The sequence below is a fragment of the Dietzia sp. SYD-A1 genome (assembly GCF_015356725.1).
GTDB lineage: Bacteria > Actinomycetota > Actinomycetes > Mycobacteriales > Mycobacteriaceae > Dietzia.
The window spans coordinates 1-1,702 of sequence record NZ_JADDKI010000571.1 but is presented as its reverse complement, the minus strand read 5'-3'; the positions used below and the strand labels follow the sequence as shown (position 1 = coordinate 1,702).

Below are 1,702 nucleotides of genomic sequence, written 5' to 3'. Positions count from 1 at the left end.
GACGCGGGGCCCGTGGCGGGCGCGGGGTTGGAACCGGTCGTCCGGGAGTCGACCCCGGCTCTCATCGCCCGGACCCTCCGCCGGGCGATCTCCGACGGTACGTTCCCCCCGGGTGCGCAGCTCGGAGAGGCCGCGCTGGCACGGTCGCTCGGGGTGAGCCGAGGGCCCCTGCGGGAGGCCATGCAGCGCCTGACCCAGGAGGGGTTGCTCGTCTCGCACCGCAACCGTGGCCTGTTCGTCGCGGACCTCTCCGCCGAGGCGGTCGAGGACATGTACCTTCTCCGGACCACGGTCGAGACCGCCGCGTTGGACCGGGTTCTCCACTTGGGACTGGGCGCCGACACCGCGGATGCGCTGGACGCGGCCGTGGACGCGATGGCCTCCCTCGCCCACGAACCACGGTCGGGGGCCATGGTCGAGGCGGATCTGGACTTCCACCACGTCCTGGTGGAGGCGGCCCGGAGCCCCCGCCTGTCGCGGGTGCACGAGACCGTGCTGGTCGAGACGAGCATGTGTCTGCACGCGATGGCCGGCACCTATTCGGACGCGGAGTCCAGGCTCGCCGAACACAGGGCGATCGCCGGGGCGATTCGCGCGGGGGACCCTGACCGGGCCAGGGGGTTGTTGGTCGACCACATGAGGGACGGTCTGGCCAGGGTCCGGGAGGGCGGCCCGGCGCGGTGACCCGGCGTCTTCAGCGAACGGCCGCGAGCCCGCTGCGCATCGCCCACGCCACCGCCTGCGGCCGGGTCGTCACCCCGATCTTGCGGTAGGCCTCACGGATGTAGGTCTTCACCGTGTTGATCGACAGATAGCAGACCGTCGCGATCTCCTCGTTGGACAGACCCTGGGCGATGAGCGCCAACATCTCCGATTCCCGGGGGGTCAGGCCCATGTCGCCGATCGGCCACATCCCCGCGGGCCCGTGCTCGCCGTCGTGCCCCAGCAGTCGCACCCGCTCGCCCGCGGCCACCCGTTCCACCGACTCGACCAGTTGTTCACCGGACAGCGACTTGGACAGATACCCCGTGGCGCCGGACGCGAAGGCGTCGTCGATCGCGCGCGGGTCCGTGACGGCCGAATAGACGGCGACGGCGCCGATCATGGGGTCGAGCGCCATGGCAGAGCACCGTGCCTGCCAGTCGGCGGGCGAGGCGAAGGTGTCGAACAGCACCACGTCCACCGGCGCGTCCCCGGGTGAACCGGGCCGGCCCGCCACGACCTGTACGCGGTCGCGGAACGGGGAGAGCAGGGCGTGAACGCCCGCGATGACCACTGTGTAGTCGTTCTCCACCGAGACCCTGACGGACATTGCAGAACTTTAACAGTCGCGCCCCATCCCACCCCTGGGGATGTGCCGAACAGTCTCGACCGTGGAAGAAGCTGGGTCGGACGGGGAGGGAGAACCATGACGATCGCAGCTGCGAGGATCATCGAGCGATGGGCCTGGGCCGAGCACGGGCTGTGCAGAGACGTACCGGACCTCTTCTACAACGCCGACGACGACCCCAAAGGCCTCCGGCGGCGTAAGGAGGCGGCGGCCACGAAGCTGTGTGGGCAGTGCCCTGTCATCCGACAGTGTCGCGCGCACGCCGTGGGCAACCGGGAACTCTACGGGGTCTGGGGCGGCATGACGGAGGCCGAGCGACACCGCCTCGCCGGCCGGGCCCGCACCGGCTGACGGCCCTGAACGAGCCGGCCC

3 protein-coding genes are annotated in these 1,702 nt (G+C 70.9%); 2 read left to right on the top strand and 1 reads right to left on the bottom strand.

The features are described 5' to 3' along the window. The first annotated feature begins 12 nt into the window (after positions 1-12). Positions 13-684 carry a GntR family transcriptional regulator gene (locus IY392_RS17045; RefSeq protein ID WP_182613142.1) on the top strand — a complete coding sequence of 224 codons (672 nt, stop codon included), beginning with the start codon at positions 13-15 and terminating at the stop codon, positions 682-684. Positions 685-694: 10 nt separating this feature from the next. On the opposite strand, the gene IY392_RS17040 is transcribed toward IY392_RS17045, so the two are convergent. Continuing rightward, positions 695-1,312 (bottom strand): response regulator transcription factor, encoded by a 618-nt coding sequence (locus tag IY392_RS17040; protein ID WP_194861879.1) that lies wholly within the window; start codon positions 1,310-1,312, stop codon positions 695-697. 96 nt (positions 1,313-1,408) lie between these two features. Here IY392_RS17040 and IY392_RS17035 point away from each other — a divergent pair, with 96 nt between their 5' ends. Further along, positions 1,409-1,681, top strand: coding sequence for a WhiB family transcriptional regulator (locus IY392_RS17035; RefSeq protein ID WP_107755707.1), 273 nt, complete (start codon positions 1,409-1,411; stop codon positions 1,679-1,681). Positions 1,682-1,702 lie beyond the last annotated feature (21 nt).